Origin of the sequence: Streptomyces sp. NPDC050674 (assembly GCF_040654575.1) — a bacterium.
In the GTDB taxonomy this organism is placed as follows: Bacteria; Actinomycetota; Actinomycetes; order Streptomycetales; family Streptomycetaceae; genus Streptomyces.
On sequence record NZ_JBFAIG010000001.1, the window covers coordinates 596,549 to 613,992 of the forward strand.

18 protein-coding genes are annotated in these 17,444 nt (G+C 72.7%); 7 read left to right on the forward strand and 11 right to left on the reverse strand.

Annotated features, from left to right (window positions below):
* Nucleotides 1-162: 162 nt before the first annotated feature.
* The 3 genes from AB0I06_RS02515 to AB0I06_RS02525 are packed head-to-tail and all read left to right on the forward strand — an operon-like array spanning nucleotide 163 to nucleotide 2,341.
* On the forward strand, nucleotides 163-1,233 hold the full coding sequence (locus tag AB0I06_RS02515) for an aromatic ring-hydroxylating dioxygenase subunit alpha (protein WP_363116860.1): 1,071 nt from the start codon (nucleotides 163-165) through the stop codon (nucleotides 1,231-1,233).
* Complete coding sequence (locus AB0I06_RS02520; protein WP_363116861.1) at nucleotides 1,230-1,409, forward strand: hypothetical protein; 180 nt, start codon at nucleotides 1,230-1,232, stop codon at nucleotides 1,407-1,409. The genes AB0I06_RS02515 and AB0I06_RS02520 overlap by 4 nt, the downstream gene beginning before the upstream one ends.
* A complete protein-coding gene (locus AB0I06_RS02525) occupies nucleotides 1,406-2,341 on the forward strand; it encodes a PDR/VanB family oxidoreductase (protein WP_363116862.1) in 936 nt (311 codons plus the stop codon). The genes AB0I06_RS02520 and AB0I06_RS02525 overlap by 4 nt, the downstream gene beginning before the upstream one ends.
* A 14-nt stretch (nucleotides 2,342-2,355) precedes the next feature.
* On the opposite strand, the gene AB0I06_RS02530 is transcribed toward AB0I06_RS02525, so the two are convergent.
* The 7 genes from AB0I06_RS02530 to AB0I06_RS02560 form a co-directional block, all read right to left on the reverse strand.
* Entirely contained in the window at nucleotides 2,356-3,027 is a 672-nt protein-coding gene (locus AB0I06_RS02530; RefSeq protein WP_363116863.1) for a GntR family transcriptional regulator, read from the reverse strand.
* A gap of 40 nt (nucleotides 3,028-3,067) precedes the next feature.
* Nucleotides 3,068-4,069 carry a proline racemase family protein gene (locus AB0I06_RS02535; protein WP_363116864.1) on the reverse strand — a complete coding sequence of 334 codons (1,002 nt, stop codon included), beginning with the start codon at nucleotides 4,067-4,069 and terminating at the stop codon, nucleotides 3,068-3,070.
* 5 nt (nucleotides 4,070-4,074) lie between these two features.
* Nucleotides 4,075-4,965, reverse strand: coding sequence for a dihydrodipicolinate synthase family protein (locus AB0I06_RS02540; protein ID WP_363116865.1), 891 nt, complete (start codon nucleotides 4,963-4,965; stop codon nucleotides 4,075-4,077).
* Complete coding sequence (locus AB0I06_RS02545; RefSeq protein ID WP_363116866.1) at nucleotides 4,962-6,326, reverse strand: FAD-dependent oxidoreductase; 1,365 nt, start codon at nucleotides 6,324-6,326, stop codon at nucleotides 4,962-4,964. The genes AB0I06_RS02540 and AB0I06_RS02545 overlap by 4 nt, the downstream gene beginning before the upstream one ends.
* Complete coding sequence (locus AB0I06_RS02550; RefSeq protein ID WP_363116867.1) at nucleotides 6,316-6,630, reverse strand: (2Fe-2S)-binding protein; 315 nt, start codon at nucleotides 6,628-6,630, stop codon at nucleotides 6,316-6,318. Before AB0I06_RS02550 ends, AB0I06_RS02545 begins: the two co-directional genes overlap by 11 nt.
* A complete protein-coding gene (locus AB0I06_RS02555; RefSeq protein ID WP_363116868.1) occupies nucleotides 6,627-7,781 on the reverse strand; it encodes an FAD-binding oxidoreductase in 1,155 nt (384 codons plus the stop codon). The genes AB0I06_RS02550 and AB0I06_RS02555 overlap by 4 nt, the downstream gene beginning before the upstream one ends.
* A 74-nt stretch (nucleotides 7,782-7,855) precedes the next feature.
* Nucleotides 7,856-8,515, reverse strand: a complete 660-nt coding sequence (locus AB0I06_RS02560; RefSeq protein ID WP_363116869.1) for a hypothetical protein — start codon at nucleotides 8,513-8,515, stop codon at nucleotides 7,856-7,858.
* A gap of 238 nt (nucleotides 8,516-8,753) precedes the next feature.
* On the opposite strand from AB0I06_RS02560, the gene AB0I06_RS02565 reads away from it, so the two are divergent.
* From AB0I06_RS02565 to AB0I06_RS02575, 3 genes are all read left to right on the forward strand, one after another.
* Entirely contained in the window at nucleotides 8,754-9,413 is a 660-nt protein-coding gene (locus AB0I06_RS02565) for a helix-turn-helix transcriptional regulator (RefSeq protein ID WP_363116870.1), read from the forward strand.
* A 32-nt stretch (nucleotides 9,414-9,445) separates the two neighbouring features.
* Nucleotides 9,446-9,976: a toxin-antitoxin system, toxin component gene (locus AB0I06_RS02570; protein ID WP_363117023.1), complete on the forward strand. Its 531-nt coding sequence runs from the start codon at nucleotides 9,446-9,448 to the stop codon at nucleotides 9,974-9,976.
* A gap of 162 nt (nucleotides 9,977-10,138) precedes the next feature.
* Nucleotides 10,139-10,363 (forward strand): hypothetical protein, encoded by a 225-nt coding sequence (locus tag AB0I06_RS02575; protein ID WP_363116871.1) that lies wholly within the window; start codon nucleotides 10,139-10,141, stop codon nucleotides 10,361-10,363.
* A 312-nt stretch (nucleotides 10,364-10,675) separates the two neighbouring features.
* Here AB0I06_RS02575 and AB0I06_RS02580 read toward each other — a convergent pair whose 3' ends face one another.
* Together AB0I06_RS02580 and AB0I06_RS02585 are read right to left on the reverse strand one after the other, a co-directional pair.
* Nucleotides 10,676-11,335: a 4'-phosphopantetheinyl transferase superfamily protein gene (locus tag AB0I06_RS02580; RefSeq protein ID WP_363116872.1), complete on the reverse strand. Its 660-nt coding sequence runs from the start codon at nucleotides 11,333-11,335 to the stop codon at nucleotides 10,676-10,678.
* Nucleotides 11,332-12,192, reverse strand: coding sequence for a metallophosphoesterase (locus tag AB0I06_RS02585; protein WP_363116873.1), 861 nt, complete (start codon nucleotides 12,190-12,192; stop codon nucleotides 11,332-11,334). Before AB0I06_RS02585 ends, AB0I06_RS02580 begins: the two co-directional genes overlap by 4 nt.
* A gap of 255 nt (nucleotides 12,193-12,447) precedes the next feature.
* Here AB0I06_RS02585 and AB0I06_RS02590 point away from each other — a divergent pair, with 255 nt between their 5' ends.
* Nucleotides 12,448-13,584: an ATP-grasp domain-containing protein gene (locus AB0I06_RS02590; RefSeq protein ID WP_363116874.1), complete on the forward strand. Its 1,137-nt coding sequence runs from the start codon at nucleotides 12,448-12,450 to the stop codon at nucleotides 13,582-13,584.
* Between the two features lie 4 nt (nucleotides 13,585-13,588).
* On the opposite strand, the gene AB0I06_RS02595 is transcribed toward AB0I06_RS02590, so the two are convergent.
* Together AB0I06_RS02595 and AB0I06_RS02600 are read right to left on the reverse strand one after the other, a co-directional pair.
* Complete coding sequence (locus AB0I06_RS02595) at nucleotides 13,589-14,107, reverse strand: cupin domain-containing protein (RefSeq protein WP_363117024.1); 519 nt, start codon at nucleotides 14,105-14,107, stop codon at nucleotides 13,589-13,591.
* Between the two features lie 227 nt (nucleotides 14,108-14,334).
* On the reverse strand, nucleotides 14,335-17,376 hold the full coding sequence (locus AB0I06_RS02600; protein WP_363116875.1) for a glycoside hydrolase family 38 C-terminal domain-containing protein: 3,042 nt from the start codon (nucleotides 17,374-17,376) through the stop codon (nucleotides 14,335-14,337).
* Between the last annotated feature and the right edge of the window lie 68 nt (nucleotides 17,377-17,444).

The following is a 17,444-nucleotide window of genomic DNA, read 5'->3' on the forward strand; positions in this document are numbered from 1 at the left end:
ATTCTTGGCGAGAGCAAAGTGCAGAATTCTGTTTCGATTTCACTTTTTGATTCGGAAACCGCTTCTGCCCGAAGGTGGCTTCCGCCTGGCGGAAGGGCCGTTGCGGTGGCCGGAGGGCCGCCCCGACGATGACGGCACGACCAGAGACGGGAGCCAGCCCCCATGCCTCACATGACCGCCTTCGCCAGGAACCAGTGGTACGTCGCCGCCTACAGCCACGAGGTCGGGCGGGAGTTGCTCGGCCGGACGATCCTCGGTGAGACGCTCGTGCTCTACCGGACCGAGGAGGAGGGCACACCGGTCGTCCTGCACGACCGGTGCGTGCACCGCCGGTACCCGCTGTCGGAGGCGCCGACGCGGCTGGACGGGGACCGGATCGTGTGCGGCTACCACGGCTTCACGTATGACACGTCCGGCACCTGCGTGTACGTGCCGGGGCAGAAGCGGGTGCCGCGCACCGCCCGGATCGCCTCCTACCCCGTCGTCGAGCAGGACTCGCTGATCTGGGTGTGGATCGGCGACCCGGCGCTCGCCGACCCGCAGGCCATCCCCCGCGCCCGGCACCTCGACGCCCCAGGCTGGGTCACCGTGCGCGGCATGGAGCCCATCGACTGCGACTACGGCCTGCTCGTCGACAACCTCCTCGACCTGTCCCACGAGACGTATCTGCACGGCGGTTACATCGGCACCCCCGAGGTCGCCGAGACCCCGATCACCACGGAGGTCGACGAGGGCGCCGGGATCGTCCGCGTGAGCCGGCACATGGACGACGCCGAGTGCCCGCCCTTCTACGCCACCTCCACCGGCATCGAGGGCCGGATCACCCGCTGGCAGGACATCGAGTACCACGCCCCGTGCCTGTATCTGCTGCACAGCCGCATCGCCCCGGTCGGCGTGCTGCCCGAGGCGGACGGCAGTGACCCGAACGGCTTCCACACCGAGATCACATACGCGATCACCCCGTCCGGCGACGGCACGGTGTACGACTTCTGGGCCGTCTCGCGTGACTGGGCGACGGACGACGCCGAGGTCACCGAGTTCCTGCGGGGCAACAACCACACGGTGGTGATGCAGGACGTCACCGCGCTCAACCTGCTCCAGAAGACGCTCGGCACCGAACGCACCGGTTACCAGGAGCTCAGCATCAACATCGACACCGGCGGTCTGGCCGCCCGCCGTATCCTCGCCCGGCTGGTGGAGCAGGGCGAGAAGCCCGTGGAGAAGCTCCGGTGACCGCTTCGACCGGCGAGATCTACCGCATCGCCTGGCTGCCCGGCACCGACACCCTGCACGGCACCTGCCACTGCGGCCGTGAGCACACCGCGCAGGACCCGGTCGAGATGTGGGAGTGGATGCTCGCCCATCCGCGGGGGCACAGCGTCGACGAGCCTCGAGGGAACAGCTCATGAGTGTCTACGAATCCGAACTGGTCGTCGAGCGGCGGCAGTCGGCGGCGGACGGGGTGCTGGCTCTCGCCCTGCGGCATCCGCGGGGCGAGCCGCTTCCGGCCTGGGAGCCGGGCGCCCATGTCGACCTGCTGCTGGAGCCCGGTCTGGAGCGGCAGTACTCGCTGTGCGGCGACCCGGCGGACCGGTCGGCCTGGCGGATCGCGGTGCTGCGGGAAAGCGCCGGGCGGGGCGGCTCGGCCCATGTGCACGAGAATCTGAGCGAGGGCACCGTTGTGCGGGTGCGCGGACCCCGGAACAACTTCGGCCTGGAGCCCGCTCCCCGGTACCGCTTCGTCGCCGGCGGCATCGGCATCACCCCCATCCTGCCGATGCTCGCGGCGGCCGACGCGGCGGGCGCCGAGTGGACCCTGCTCTACGGCGGCCGCACCCGCAGGTCCATGGCGTTCGCCGGTGAACTGGCCCGCTACGGGGACCGTGTGACGATCGCGCCCGAGGACGAGAGGGGCCTGCTGGACCTGCCCGCCGTGCTGGACGACCTGCCCGAGGGCACGCTCGTCTACTGCTGCGGTCCCGGGCCGCTGCTGGACGCGGTCGAGGCCCGGTGCCCGTCCGGGAGGCTGCGCGTCGAGCGGTTCCAACCGAAGGAACAGGAGAGCCACGCCAACACCGCGTTCGAAGTGGAGCTCGCGCGAAGCGGCCGAACGCTCACCGTCGCGCCGGACGTGTCCGTGCTGGACGCCGTGCGCGCCGCCGGGGTCGAGGTGCTGTACTCCTGCACGGAGGGGACCTGCGGCACCTGTGAGACTGATGTCCTCGACGGCGAGCCGGACCACCGGGACTCGGTGCTGACGGACGACGAGCGCGCGGCCGGGGAGACCATGATGATCTGCGTGTCCCGCTGCCGCGGGAAGCGGCTCGTCCTGGATCTGTGAAGCGCCCGGCTTGTTCAGGGCGCGGCCCACAGCCCCCGGACATGCCCCAGGTGCCGGCTCATCACGGCCCGCACGGCTTCCTCGTCGCGCGCGAGCAGCGCGTCGAGGATCTCCAGGTGCTCCTCGGCCGACGCCTCCAGCCGCCCCTGCTCCACCAGGGCCGTCAGCCCGTAGAGCCGGGAACGGCGTCGCAGGTCCCGTACGACGTCGACGAGATGGCCGTTGCCGGCCAGGGCCAGCAGCCCGAGGTGGAAGCGCAGGTCGGCCTCGACATAGGCGATGAGGTCGCCGGCCGCGGCCGAGGTGACGATCTCCTCGGCGACCGGTCGGAGCGCCTCCAGGGCCACCGGGTCGGCGGTGCGGGCCAGTTCGACCGTGGTGGGGATCTCGATCAGTGCCCGGATGTGGGTGTAGTCGTCGAGTTGCCGCTCGGAGACGGCGGTGACGCGGAAGCCCTTGTTGGGCACGGTGTCGACCAGGCCCTCCTTGGCCAGGTCGAGCATCGCCTCGCGCACGGGAGTGGCGGAGACGCCGAAGCGGGCGGCGAGGCCGGGGGCCGAGTAGACCTCGCCGGGCCGCAGTTCGCCGGCGATCAGGGCGGCCCGCAGCGCGTCCGCGACCCGCTCCCGGTGGCTGGGCTTCCTGCTGCCCAGCACGGGCAGGGCGGGGGTGTGCCGCGGGGACATGACGGTTCGGGGTTCCTCTCGTGGTCTGCTCGTGCGCGGTCTACAGGACGAAGCCCGCGGGGAACGGGTCTTCGGGGTCCAGCAGGTACTGGGCGGTGCCGGTGATCCAGGCGCGTCCGGTGAAGCTGGGCAGCACGGCCGGGCGGCCGGCGACCTCGGTCGTGCCGAGCAGTCTGCCGGTGAAGCGGGTGCCGATGAAGGACTCGTTCACGAACTCGGTGCGCAGCGGGAGTTCGCCGCGCGCGTGCAGTTGTGCCATGCGGGCGCTGGTACCGGTGCCGCAGGGCGAGCGGTCGAACCAGCCGGGGTGGATGGCCATGGCGTGCCGGGAGTGGCGGGCGGTCGAGCCGGGGTCGGCCAGGTAGACGTGGTGAAGGCCGTGGATGGACGGGTCCTCCGGGTGGACGGGCGGGTCCTCGGCGTTGACGGCGGCCATGAGGGACAGCCCCGCCGCGAGGATCTCGTCCTTGCGGGTGCGGTCGAAGGGCAGGCCGAACCGCTCCAGGGGCAGGATGGCGTAGAAGTTGCCGCCGAAGGCGAGGTCGTAGGCCACCGTCCGGCCGTCGGCGAGGGTGACCTCGCGGTCGAGGCCCACGGCGAAGGAGGGGACGTTGCGCAGGGTGACCTCCTTGGCGGCCCCGTCCTCGACGGCCACCTCGGCGACGACCGGGCCCGCCGGAGTGTCGAGCCGGATGGTGGTGACGGGCTCGACGACCTCGACCATGCCCGTCTCCACCAGCACGGTCGCCACGCCGATGGTGCCGTGCCCGCACATCGGCAGATAACCGGAGACCTCGATGTAGAGCACGCCCCAGTCGCAGTCGGGCCGGGTCGGCGGCTGGAGGATCGCACCGCTCATCGCGGAGTGGCCGCGCGGCTCGTTCATCAGCAACCGCTTGATGTCGTCGCGGTGTTCACGGAAATACAGCCGCCGTTCGTTCATGGTGGCGCCGGGGACGGTGCCGATGCCGCCGGTGACGACGCGGGTCGGCATGCCCTCGGTGTGCGAGTCGACGGCGTGCAGGACGAGTCTGCTGCGCATGGTCCTCAGCTCATTCCGGCCGTGACGGCCTTCTCCGTGGCGGCGCGCACCGCCGCCTCCTGCTCGGGCAGCAGCGCCGCACGGGGCGGGCGGCAGGGACCGCCGTGGCGGCCGACGAGGTCCATGGACAGTTTGATGGCCTGCACGAACTCCACCCGTGAGTCCCAGCGCAGCAGCGGGTGCAGTTGCCGGTACAGGGGCAACGCGGTGTCCAGGTCGCCGCCGACGGCAGCGCGGTAGAGCTCGGCACAGGCCCGGGGCAGCGCGTTCGGGTAGCCCGCCACCCAGCCTTTGGCGCCCGCGACGGCCAGTTCCAGCAGCACGTCGTCCGCGCCGATCAGCAGGTCGAGTTCCGGGGCGAGTTCGGCGATCCGGTAGGCCCTGCGCACGTCTCCGGAGAACTCCTTCACGCCCTGGATGTGCCCTTCGCCGTGCAGCCGGGCGAGCAGTTCGGGCACGAGGTCGACCTTGGTGTCGATCGGGTTGTTGTACGCGACGACCGGCAGGCCCGACCGGGCGACCTCGGCGTAGTGGGCGACGACGGAGCGCTCGTCGGCGCGGTAGGCGTTCGGCGGCAGCAGCATCACCGCCCGGCAGCCCGCCTCACCGGCCTGTTCGGCCCAGCGCCGGGACTCGGCGGACCCGTACGCGGCGACGCCGGGCATCACGCGCTCCCCGCCGATCGCGGCGACCGCCGTCTCGACGACCCGGGCCCGCTCCTCGGGCGTGAGCACCTGGTACTCGCCGAGGGAACCGTTCGGTACGACGCCGTCGCAGCCGTTGTCGACCAGCCAGGCGCAGTGCTCGGCGTACCGGTCGTGGTTCACCGAGAGGTCGGCGTTGAGCGGGAGCGCGGTGGCGACGAGGACGCCGCGCCAGGGGCGGTGTTCGGTCATGACGGTCCCTCCTGGGGGTGTTGCCGTGCCAGGACGCCGAGCGGCACGGGGCGGGCGAACGGGCGCTTGGCGGGGCTGGGTGCGCACCCGGCCAGCCCGGCGACCGCGGTGCCGCACATCCGGCCCTGGCACCAGCCCATCCCGGCCCGGGTGAACAGCTTCACGGTGCGTTCGTCGCCCGCGCCGAGCTCCAGGGCCTCGCGTACGGCCCCGGCGGTGACCTCCTCGCAGCGGCAGACGACGGTGTCGTCGGTGATCCGCTCGGGCCAGTGCGCGGGCGGCGCGTAGGCGGAGTCGAGGGCGGCGGCGGAACTCCGCAGCCGGGTACGGGCCTTCAGGGCCGCGGGGGCGGGATCGGGGGCGGTGCCCCGCAGGTGCGCGGCGGCACAACGGCCGGCGATGTGCCCCTCGGCGAGGGCGAGCGGGGCGCCGCCGATGCCGGTGGTCTCCCCTGCCGCCCAGACGCCCGGCACGTCCGTGCGCTGCTCGGTGTCGACGGCCACGGCGAGCCCGTCGAGGCGGCAGCCGAGGCTCTCGGCGAGGTCGGTGTGCGGGAGCATGCCGTGGCCGACGGCGAGGGTGTCGCAGGGCAGGTGCCGCTCGCTGCCGGGCCGGACGCGCCCGTCGGTGCCGAGGGCGGCGACGGTGACGCCGGTCAGCCGGTCGTCGCCGTGGGCGCGCAGGACGGTGTGCCGCGTCAGGACCGGGACGCGGTGGCGCAGCAGCCGGGCGGCGTGTCCGGCGCCCTCCGGGAGCTTGCCGGCCAGGGCCGGGCCGTGGCGGACGAGGCGCCCGGGGTCGGCGGACTCGACGAGCGCGGCGACCTCGGCACCGGCGGCCGCCAGTCCGGCCGCCACGGGCAGCAGCAGCGGCCCGGTCCCGGCCACGACCGCCCGGCGTCCGGGCACCACGAGCCCGCCCTTGAGCATGGCCTGGGCTCCTCCGGCCGTGACCACGCCGGGCAGGGTCCAGCCGGGGAAGGGCAGCACCTGCTCGTGGCCGCCGGTGGCCAGGAGGACGGCGCGGGCGTGCACTTCGGCGGGCTCCTGCTGTTCCGGCCCGAGCAGCGTGTGCACGGTGAAGCCGTCCGGGGTGCGCTCCACGCTCCAGACGTGGTGATCCGTCAGGACGCGTACGGCACTGCCGGCGAGCCCGTCGCGCAGCCGCTCCCAGGTCCGCCACCGGTGGTGCAGCGCCTCGGGCCGCCCGGCGCCCAGTGCGGCGGCCGGCTGCCGGTAGAACTGCCCGCCGGGCCGCGGGGCGGCGTCGACGAGCGTGACCCGTACGCCCCGCGCCGAGGCGGCCAGGGCGGCGGCGAGCCCGGCCGGTCCGGCGCCGATCACGGCGAGGTCAGTCCGCACGGCTCGCCTCCTCGTGGCCCGTCCCGTCCTGCGTGGCGATCACGTCCCCCGGCCGCACCGGCACCAGGCAGGCCCGCTGGTTGGGACGGCCGTTGACGCTCACCAGGCAGTCGAAGCAGACGCCGATCCCGCAGAACACCCCGCGCGGACGGCCCTCGCCGCGGGTGGAACGCCAGGAGGTGATGCCCGCGGTCCACAGCGCGGCGGCGACCGTCTGCCCGGGCAGCGCCTCGACGGGCCGCCCGTCGAACGTGACGGTGAAGGCGGGTCCGGGCCTGGCCCCGGCGAGCTCCAGCGGGTTCACTCGGCCTCCTCGGTGAAGCGGTCGGGCCGGAAGGGGACGAGGTCCAGATCGGGTGTGCGCCCGGTCAGCACCTGCGCGAGGAGATGCCCGGTGCCGGTGGCCAGACCGATGCCCGCGCCCTCGTGGCCGCAGGCGTGGAACAGCCCTGGGGCCCTCGGGTCGGCGCCGATCGCGGGCAGGTGGTCGGGCAGATACGGCCGGAAGCCGGCGTAGGTCCGCAGGGCGCGGACGTCGGTGAGGAACGGGAAGAGCCCGGTCGCCCCGGCCGCCAGCGCGCGCAGCGCCGGGAGGGACAACGACCGGTCGAAGCCGACCCGTTCGCGGCTGGCGCCGATGAGGACCGGGCCTGCCGGGGTGCCCTCCACCACCGGGGAGGTCTGGAGCGCCGCCGAGTCGCTGGCGACGTCGGCCACGTAGTCGGCGGCGTACACCTTGTGCCGGATGCGCGCCGGCAGCGGTTCGGTGACCAGGACGAAACCGCGCCGGGGCAGCACCGGCAGGGACACCCCGGCGCGGGCCGCCACCTCGCCGCCCCAGGTGCCGGCCGCGTTGACGACCGCGGGCGCGTGCAGGTCGCCCCGGTCGGTGCGCACGCCGCGCACCGCGCCGCCGGGGCCGCGCAGGACCCCGGTCACCTCCCGGCCGGTGAGCACCCGGGCCTTCGAGGCGCGCAGCAGGTGCGCCGCCGCGAGGGCGGGCATCACCTGGGCGTCCTGCGGGTAGTGCACGCCGCCCGCCAGGCCGGGGGTCAGATACGGCTCCAGGTCGGTGAGCCGGTCGGAGGGCACCGGGACCGCCTCGACCCCGGCGGCGCGCTGCCCGGCGGCCAGCTTCTCCAGTCCGGCCAGGGCCCGGTCGGTGCCGGCGACGACGACACCGCCCTTGGCCTCGTACTCGATGGCCTCGCCGAGTCCCTCCCGGGCCAGATCGGACCAGAGCCGGGCGGACAGCAGGGCCAGGTCGAGCTCCGGTCCGGGTTCCTTGTCGGAGACGAGGAGGTTCCCCTCCCCTGCCCCGGTCGTCCCGCCGGCCACCGGGCCCCGGTCCACCACGACGGTGTCCAGGCCCGCGCGGCCCGCGTACAGTGCGGCGGCGGCGCCGACCACACCGGCTCCCACCACCACGACATCGCAGGTCAGCGACTCGGTCACGCCAGTACTATGTCACACACCACAGGACCCGGGAAGTGTGCCGACAGGGTGGACCGGACGACGTATGGGAGCGGTCAGTCGGCGGCGGGGACGACCCTCAAGTGGGAGGCGGTACGGCGGGTGCGGCGCTCGCGTGCCGGAGCACGGCGCGCCTCGCGCAGGACGAACGTCACGCGCGCGCAGCCCAGTTCCTCCAGCGTCCTGGACGTCTCGACGACGACCCGGCACTCGGTGGCGCCCCGGCGCGGGTCCGGGTGCAGCAGCGGCCGTACGGCACCGTCCGGCTCGACGGCGTCCTCGCCGACCACGCGGATCCAGTGCGGCAGGCCGTGCCGGTAGGCGGCCTCCATGATCGGGTCCTGGGCGATGTCGCGGCGGATGGCCTGCAGACCGGCGTCGGGGCCGTGCGTCTCCACGGTCCGCGCGAACTGCGCGAGCATCGGCAGGCACCAGCTCGCCTCGTGTTCGCCGAGCACCGTAGGGGCGTCGGGGTGGAACAGCACGAACCTGAGGAAGTTGTCGTCCGGCATGGCCGTGGGGTGAGGACCCACTTCGCGGAAAAGTGACCGGAAGGCGCCGTTGGTCAGCACCACGTCCCAGCAGTGGTCGACGACCAGGGAGGGGAAGGAGACACCCTCCAGGAGCCCGGCGTAGTCCTCAAGGTAGGCCTGGGCCTCGGGAGTCTCGGGGACGGGCCGCGGTGCCGGCCGCTGCCCTCCTGCCTGATATGCCATCGGGAGGTCACCCCTCTTGCCTGTGCGGCCTTGACGCGGCGCCCCGATCCTGCTGCCCCGGGCTGAGGCGTGTCAACTATCGTGGCATTCCATGCCTGTTGACGGCTGAAATTGGCCACAGTTGTGGCGAGACCTGGATGTGAGTTCGAACCACCGGCTACGCTCCGGGAAGTTCACGCGGGGGTAGGTCACGGCATCCACTTGTGAGAAGCCTGTGAGAGACGTAGGAGATCTGTCGGTGACGGGTGGCTTCGTCGAGGGTCCGGGCGCCACGCCGACGGCCGTGCTGTCGGCCGTCGTCTCCCGCGTCGGCGCGCTCGCCGACCGGCTCGGCGTGCCGCACGCCGAGGTCTTCGACACCGGCCGGCTGTCCGTGGCGTCCGGCGTCCCGGAGCCCGTGGTCAAGGCCCTGCTCTGCGGCCGGCCGGCGGGCGAGCCCGATGTGCAGGCCCGCTTCCTCCAGCGTCTGGACCTGCTGCGCCGGACCCGGCTCAAGCCCAACGGCCGCAAGTACACCCAGCAGGAGATCGCCGACGGGGCCGGCATGTCCCGCCAGCAGGCCGGCGCGCTCATCAACGGCGACCGGCGGCCGACGATGGAGCACTGCGACGCCCTCCAGCGGTTCTTCCGGGTCCACGCCGGTTTCCTCACGGCCGAGGACCCCGAGGCGCTGGTCAGCGCCCTCCAGCACACCGAGCAGGAGCTGCTGCAAAAGCTCGCCGACCGTGAGCGGGAGGCGGCCGCGGCGGCGGACGACCCGCTGGAGCGCCTGTTGCAGGACCACGGCGTGCGCGGCATCGCCTGGCGTGCCGCGCAACTGCCCACCGACCAGCACCGCGACAAGGTCGCGGAGTGGCTGGACATGCTCCTGGAGAGCGTCAAGCGGCCCGAGTCGTGACCGTGGGGAGAACTGTGGGAACCGGTAGGGAAATGCGCCGCCTGTGCGGCGAGCTGGTGGCGGAGCTGACCCTCCCCGCGCCGGCGCGGCCCGAGGAGCTGTACGCCGCCCTGTGCGACGGCATGAGCAGACGCCGCGGCCGCCCTGTCCGCTTCCGCACGGCCGCCTTCCCGCCCGGAACCGCCAGCGGGCTCTGGCTGGACATGGCCGAACAGGACCTCGTCGTCATCGAGGAACGCACCGCTCCCGATCACCAGTTGGTGATCCTGGGCCACGAGCTGTGGCACATGAAGGCCGGGCACTGCTCCCACCACGTCGAGGGCGCCGCCGTCGCGGCCCGGCTGCTGGACGACGGTGCCGACCTCCAGGCGACCGTGCTGAAGGTCGCCGCGCGCACGCGCTTCGACCTCGACGACGAGCGGGAGGCCGAGAGCTTCGGGCTGCTGCTCGCCAGCAAGTGCCGGGCGTGGCTGGCCGGTTCGTCCGTCCGGGGCCCGGTGCAGCGGGACCATCTGGCCGGGCGGATCGAGGCGTCGCTGGGGTATCGCGGACCGCAGGGCTGACCGGCCGTCCGCCACGGCGACGTGGTGCGGTCCGCCTGCGCCGAGCGGGCGAACCGGAGGGCGACGGGACCGGATTGTCAGTGGTGGACGGCAAGCTGGAGGTGTGCCACCGCTGCCGCGAGGGCGCACGACCGACGACGCCGACACGGGGAGAGCCGACCGATGCCCACCGCCGTTCTGACCGATCGTGAACGCACCGCCGTCCAGGCCTATCTGCGGCTGCTGCACACCGTCCGTGCCGCGTTCGACCTGGAGGGCGGACCGCCGCTCGTGCCTCCGGCGGTGCTCGCGGAGGCGGAACAGGCCATGGAGCGCGCCGGCCTGGCCGGCAACGAGGAGGCGTTCTTCCGCCTCCTGGCGAACTGGTGCCCGGAGCCGGGTCCCTGACCGAGCGGACCGGGCGCGGGCCGTCGGGCGGGGTTCGAGTCCGGTTCCCCGCCCTCCGTCGGCGGCCCAGGCCCGCAGAGGGGTCTCCCAGCCGTGGGCGGGGAGGGTCTGGGCGCGGGCCCGGAGCCCGGCGGCCCCGCCCGGGCTCCGGGCCCAGGGCGGCCCACAGCAGTCCGCTACAGCCCACGGCGGTCCGCAGCGGCGCAAGGCCCGTGCCCGGAGCGGGATCAAGCGTGAGGGCGGTGGCCCACAGCGCCCCGCACCAGCCCACGGCGGCCCGCAGCGGCGCAAGGGCCGTGCCCTGGAGCGGGGTCAGGCGTGGGGGACCGCTACGGCGGTTGCGATCAGGCCCCGCGCCGCGGTCCAGCGGCCGTCGAAGTGGGTGAGGCGGCGGGAGCCGACGCGCGGGCCGGGGACGAGCAGGGCCGCGCGGAAGGTGCCGTCCGCGGTGAACTCGACGTCCGCTTCCATGAAGTCCAGCCACTTCCCGGTGAGGGGGAACCACGCCTTGTAGACGGACTCCTTCGCGCTGAACAGCAGCCGGTCCCCGTGGATGTCGGGGCGTTCGGCCGCGAGCCGTCGCAGTCGGCCGGCCTCGGCCGGCAGGGACACGGACGGCAGGACGCCCTCGGGCAGCGGCCCGTGGATCTCGGCGTCGATGCCGAGGGAGGCAAGGTCGGTGTCGCGGACCAGGGCGGCGGCGCAGTAGCCCTCGCAGTGGGTCATGCTGCCGGTCAGCCCGGCCGGCCAGCCGGGGGCGCCGCGTTCCCCGGGCAGGATGGGCTGCGGCGGCACGCCGAGCTTCTCCATGGCGCTGCGGGCGCAGGAGCGCACGACGGCGAACTCCCGGCGCCGTTTGGCGACCGCCCGGGCCACCAGCGCCGCCTCCTCGGGGTAGAGCGGCGTGGCCGCGTCCTCGTGGCCGTACGCCTCCACGGTGACCACGGTCCGCGGCACCAGATCCTCGATCACCGCTCCTCGCTCTCCCCCGGCAGGATGCGCCGCAACCGCCCCGGCGGCACGGACCGCTTGCGCCACTCGCGCGGGTAGCCCACCGACACCTCCTCGAAGCGCACCCCTTCGTGCCAGGTGGTGCGGGGAATGTGCAGATGGCCGTAGACCATCGTGTCGACGCGGAACCTGCGGTGCCAGTCGGCGGTCAGCTCGGTGCCGCACCACATGGCGAACTCGGGGTGCCACAGGACGTCCATCGGGTGCCGGTGCAGCGGGTAGTGGTTGACGGGGATCACCGGCAGGTCGCCGGGCAGTGCGGCGAGTCTGCGTTCGGTCGCGGCGACCCGGGCGCGGCACCAGGCCTCCCGGCTCGGGTACGGGTCGGGGTGCAGCAGGTACTCGTCGGTGCACACGATCCCGGTGCCCTGCGCGTACTTCAGGCCCTGTTCCTTGGTGGTGCAGCCGACCGGCAGGAACGAGTAGTCGTACAGCAGGAACAGCGGCGCGACGGCCACCGGACCGCCGGGGCCGTCCCAGACGGGGTAGGGGTCCTCGGGTGTCGTCACGCCCAGTTCCCGGCACAGTCCGACCAGGTGGTCGTAGCGGGCGGCGCCGCGCAGGGTCACGGAGTCGCTCGGGTGGGTCCACAACTCGTGGTTGCCCGGCACCCAGACGACTTTGCGGAACCGGCCGGCCAGCGTCTCCAGAGCCCAGCGGATGTCGGCGACGGTCTCCGCGACGTCACCGGCCACGAGCAGCCAGTCGTCGTCCGACCCGGGCCGCATGTCCTCCACCAGGGCGCGGTTCTCCGGGTAACCGATGTGCAGATCGCTGATGGCCAGCAGTTGTGCGGCACCACCGGCCGTCGATGTCACCTCTCGCCCCCTTCGCGCACCCGGACTTCATCAAGAGATCACATCCGTGCGACCGGGACAAGAGCGGCCCGGGGGCCGTGGCCCCGGGATTCCTTCACACGCGCGTTGCACGAGGGGGCTCGCCGAAGCCGTATGATCTGGCCCAACACCACCGCTACGAACTTCCCTTTCACAGGGGCGGTTTGGTGTCCCTCCCTTTTCCTGCCCGGGCACGGGCTGCTCCGCCCTGCCCGCGAACCGTGAAAGGCGGCCTGCATGGTCTCTCGCGTACGCGTCTGGCTCAACCGCACGTACGGGGAGAACGTGTTCTTCATGGATCAGCTGCGGCGAAATCCCAGCGACCGGGCCGTCGAGATCCACGCCACCCACGGTGACCCGGACTCGCCGGTGCTGGCCGCCGCCGACACCGCCGAGCTGGAGCCCGAGAACCTCTCCCCCGCCGGGTACGTCGAGTACGCGCTGGACCAGTGCGCGCGGCGCGGCATCGACGTGTTCGTGCCCAGGTTGCACCAGGCGGCGATCGTGACGCACCGCGCCGAGTTCGAGGCGGCCGGCACCGTGGTGCTGGCGCCGCCGCCCGAGGCCGTGGCCGTCTTCCACGACAAGGTGATCGCCTACCAGGCGGTCCAGGCGATCGGCGTGCCGGTGCCGCCGTGGTACCGGGTCCGCACGGAGGACGAACTCGTGGAGGCTGTCGAGGAGTTGGAGGGCAAGGGGCACAGGGCGTGCTTCAAGCCGGCGTCCGGGGCCGGTGGCGTGGGCTTCCGGGTGATCACGCGGACGCCCTTCTCGATGATGCATCTGAGCGGTTTCCCGAGCCCGTACGTGCCGCTGGATCTGGTGCTGGAGGCGCTGCGGGGCGCCGAGGAGCCGGTGGACTGGCTGGTGATGCCGCGTCTGGAGCAGCCGGAGGTCTCCGTGGACTGCCTGACCGGACCGGACAACCTGGTCCGGCTGGCGGTGGGCCGCACCAAGAACGGCCGCCGGAGGGGCTTCACGCTGCACGAGCAGTGGCTGGAACCGGCCCGGCGGATCGCGGAGGGCTTCGGTCTGCACTACCTGTCCAACATCCAGTTCCGGATGTTCGGCGACCGGCCGGTGCTGATGGACGTCAACACCCGCCCGGCCGGCGGACTGCACCAGCTGTCCCTGTGCGGGGTCAACGCCCCCTGGGCCGCGGTGCAGCTGGCCCTCGGCGAGGACCCGGGAGAGATGGTGCCGCCGTTCCTCGGCCAGGACTACACGGTGGTGTCGGGGCCGCGTCCGCTGCGGCCGGTGCCCCTGCCGCAGCAGCCGCCGGAGGTGACGGATCCGCTGCCCGCGGTGCCCGCGCCCACCACGGCCGAACCGGTCGGCTCCGTCGGAGCGGCGGCCCAGGCGCTGCCCTTCTAGAACCTCAGGCCCTGGCCGCGAGCGCCTCGCGCCACACGGGGCTGTCGACGTAGTGGTTGTCGAAGCGTTCGGAGGAGTCCTTGATCTCCTGCGGGTCGGCCTCGCCGCGCATCACCCGGCCCAGCAGCCGCAGATAGTCGAAGCGTCCGGCGCCCGGGGTGAAGACGAACAGCACGTCGGCCGTCGCACCGGGCGCGGCGGCGAAGGCGTGCGGGGTGTGCGGAGGTACGAGGAGGAAGTCTCCGGTTCGCAGCACGGTGATCTCCTCGCCCACCAGCACCTGGAGTGCGCCGTCGATCACGTAGAACATCTCGGACGCCTCGGTGTGCAGGTGGGCGGGTGCGCCGACCGCGCCCTCCGCGAAGGTCGACCGGTAGCTGGTGAGTCGCCCGCCGGTGTTCCCGGAGTCGGCGAGGAGAGTCATCACGCTGCTGGGGTCGCGCGTCGTCTCGGCCTCGGCGGCGCGCGTGAGGACCGGAGCGAAGCCGCTGCCCCTTGCCGTCTGGTGACGTGTCGTCGTCATGCCGTCTTCGTTCTGTGTCGTCGTCATGACATCGACTCTAGGGAGCCGGGCGACCCATGGCAGGGGGCATTCAGGCGCCATGATCGTGGGTCAATTCGGTGGTGCCGGAAGCGGCCGGGCCTGTCGTCCGGATCAGGCCGACATGATCCAAACGACAGGCCCTACAAGCACCGGTGGACGAAGATGCCGAGCTTGGCGTCCTCGAACACGGATGCGTGGCCTTGAGGTCAGCCCCTCCGCAGGCGCAGGGTCAGGATCTGGAAGGGCCGCAGTGTGAGGGTGACGGCCCCGTCGGTGACCTCCGCGTCTTCCAGGGGGCGTTCCAGCAGGTCGGTGATCTGCGCGCCGGCCAGCGCGAACCCGGTGCGCAGGGTGCCGGTGGCGCGGCCGCCGCGGGACTCGTAGAGCCGTACGACGACATCGCCGGAGGCGTCGTCGGCCAGCTTGACCGCTTCCACGGTGATGCCCTCGCCCTCGGCCGAGACCACGGGTGCGGGGGCGCCGGCCGCGTCGGCCACCCGGAGCGGCAGATTGAGGGCGTAGCCCTCCGCGACGGCGTCCTCGATGGTCGCGCCGGGCAGCAGCGCGTAGGTGAAGCGGTGGCGGCCCTGGTCGGCCTCGGGGTCGGGGATGCGCGGGGCGCGGACCAGGCTGAGGCGGACGGTGGTCGTGGTGCCGCCGTCCTCGCGGACCGTGCGGGAGACGTCGTGGCCGTAGGTCGAGTCGTTGATGACGGCGACGCCGTAGCCGGGTTCGCCGAGGTGCACCCAGCGGTGGCCGGAGACCTCGAAGCGGGCCGCTTCCCAGCTGGTGTTGGTGTGGGTGGGGCGCTGGATGTGGCCGAACTGGATCTCGGCGGAGGAGTGCGGCGCGCGGATGTCGACCGGGAAGGCCGCCTTGAGGATCTTCTCGGTCTCGTGCCAGTCGATGTCCGTCTCGATGTCGATGCGGGGGCTGCCGGCGCGGACGCTGATCGTCTGGGTGATCGTGGAGCCCTTGCCGAAGGACCGCTCGACGCGGATGGCGCCGATCAGCGGGTCCTGCTCGACGACGGTGACGGACGAGGCGTCCAGGAGGTCCGTGTAGCGGTTCTTGTAGTGCTTGTCGATGTCCCAGGCGTCCCAGTAGTTGGGCAGGTCGGTGTGCAGGCGGAGCAGGTTGCCCGGCTCGGCGAGGAGCTCGCGGCCGGCGCGCAGGTCGCGGACGGAGGACAGGGTGCCGTCCTCGGCGACCTCCACGCGGACCAGTCCGTTGTCGAGGACCCGGCCGGTCACCGTCACGGGCTGCGGGGGCGCGGTGTCGGTGAGGGGCGCGGAGCCGCTCGCGGGCACCTGCGCGTACACCGGTGCGCCGTCGGCGGTGCGGATCACTTCGGCGCGGTCATAGGGGCTGGTGTTGAAGACACGGGTCCGGCCGGTGCCCAGCGCGGCCACCGCCTCCGCGGTCAGCGCGTGCAGTTCCCGGGCGACGCGGGCGTACTCGGCCTCGGCCTCGCGGTGCACCCAGGCGATGGAGGAGCCGGGCAGGATGTCGTGGAACTGGTGCAGCAGCACCGTCTTCCAGAGCCGGTCCAGCTTCTCGTACGGGTAGGCGTAGTCCTGGGCGTGCAGGGCGGCCGTGGTCGCCCACAGCTCCGCCTCGCGCAGGAGGTGCTCGGAGCGGCGGTTGCCCTGCTTGGTGCGGGCCTGGGAGGTGTAGGTGGCGCGGTGCAGCTCCAGGTAGAGCTCGCCGACCCACACGGGCGCGTCCGGGTACTCCTCGCGGGCCTTGGCGAAGAAGTCGTCGGGGTGTTCGACGACGACCTTCGGGGAGCCTTCCAGGTCGGCCAGCCGCCGGGCCCGTTCCATGATCTCGCGGGTGGGGCCGCCGCCGCCGTCGCCCCAGCCGAAGGGGGCCAGGGACCGGGAGGCGCCGCCCTTCTCGGAGTAGTTGCGCACCGCGCGGGACATCTCCTCGCCGCTGAAGCGGGCGTTGTAGGTGTCGACCGGCGGGAAGTGGGTGAAGATGCGGGTGCCGTCGATGCCCTCCCACCAGAAGGTGTGGTGGGGGAACTTGTTGGTCTGGTTCCAGGAGATCTTCTGGGTGAGGAACCACTCGTTCCCGGCGAGCTTGGCGATCTGCGGGTAGGCGGCGTTGTAGCCGAAGGAGTCCGGCAGCCAGACACCCTTGGTCTCGATGCCGAAGTGGTCCATGAAGAACCGCTTGCCGTGGACGAACTGGCGGGCGACGGCCTCGCCGCCGGGCAGGTTGCCGTCGGACTCGACCCACATGCCTCCGACCGGGGCCCACTGGCCGTTCTTGACCGACTCCTGGATGCGGGCCCACACCTTGGGGTAGTGGTCGCGCACCCACTCGTACTGCTGGGCCTGGGAGCAGGCGAAGATGAAGTCGTCGTACTCGTCGGCGAGCGAGGTGACGTTGGAGAAGGTGCGGGACGTCTTGCGCTTGGTCTCGCGGATCGGCCAGAGCCAGGCGGAGTCGATGTGCGCGTGGCCGACGCCGGAGATCATGTGCGCGCTGGCGTGCGCGGGCTTGGACAGCACGGGCTTGAGCGCGGCGCGCACCGCGGTGGCCGAGCCGGAGACGTCGTCCAGGTCGAGCAGGTCCATCGCCCGGTCCAGGGCGTGGGCGATCTCGTGGCGGCGCGGGTCGTGCGCGCCGAGTTCCAGCATGAGCTCGCGCAGCACCTGCACGTCGAGGTCGAGGTGCCAGACCTCCTCGTCGAGGACGGCGAGGTCGGCGGCGCGGAAGGTGTAGAGCGGCTTGTCGCCGGCGGTGAGCTTGTCGCCGAGGGGCGTGGGCCGGGAGAAGTCGTTCGCGAGGATGTCCGGGTTGGAGGCGGCCTCGACCAGGTAGTCGACTCTCTCGCCGCCCTGGGCGGGGTTGGCGATCGCCACGTACTGGTTGAGCGGGTTGACGGCCTTCAGCGGGGTGCCGTCCGTGAGGTGGACGAGGGCCTCGGCCTGGTTGCCCGGCCAGTCGCCGGTGAAGCCGAGGTCGATGACGGCCTCGACGCGGCGGCCCGCCCATTCCTCGGGCACCTGTCCGCGCATGCGGAACCAGGTGGTGCCCCAGGGCGGACCCCAGGGCGTCCCCATCACGAAGGGTTCGTAGGAGGCGGCGGCGGCCTCCTCGAACGGGACCGGCTCCCCCGGCGCCTGCCAGGCCTCCACCTCGAAGGGGACGGTGGCCGCGTAGATCGCGGTCTTGATGCGCTGGTCGTGGAGGCGCTGCACGCGCTCCTCGATGCGGCGGCTTTCGTCGTGCATGGGATGTCTCCAGAAGCGGGAAGAGCGAGCAGGCGGGAAGCGGTGGGGGAAAGCGCTTACCGAACGGC